At 40.5% G+C, this 529-nt stretch carries 1 protein-coding gene; it reads left to right on the forward strand.

The window, feature by feature from the left end; all coding sequences use genetic code 11:
- A partial coding sequence (locus ACLBWE_RS19110) for a DUF637 domain-containing protein (RefSeq protein ID WP_447604283.1) occupies positions 1–529 on the forward strand: 529 nt, incomplete at both ends.

Genomic DNA, 529 nt, shown 5'->3' on the forward strand with positions numbered 1-529 from the left:
TGCAGGTGGTTTGAGTGTACAAGTTCCAATAAGTGAAAAAGACGTTAATAAGGTGGAGCTACGTGATGCGATTCTTGATTTATCTAAAAAACCAGGAAACGAATATTTAAAAGAATTAGTAAATCGAAAAGATGTAGATTGGCAAACAGTATTATTAACTCAAAAAGACTGGGACTACAAGCAGCAAGGACTCACAGCAGCTGGCGCTGCGATTATTGTGATTATTATAACAATTGTGACTATGGGCACAGGAACGGCAGCAGCTGCAGGTGCTGCTGGAGGAACAGCAGCAAGTGGAACTACTGTTGGTTTGGGCGCAAGTATGATTGGCTCTGCTGGTATAACGACAACTGCAGCGGGAGCAATTGTTCCATCTACCCTTGGTGCTATGGCAAATGCTGCTATTACAAGTTTAGCAACTCAAGCAGGCGTTAGTTTAATTAATAATGGTGGAGATATTGGTAAGACGCTTAAAGATTTAGGAAGTAAAGATTCAATTAAGAATTTAGCAACATCTGTTGTTACTGCT

Source organism: Acinetobacter sp. M5A5_2a (assembly GCF_053345265.1).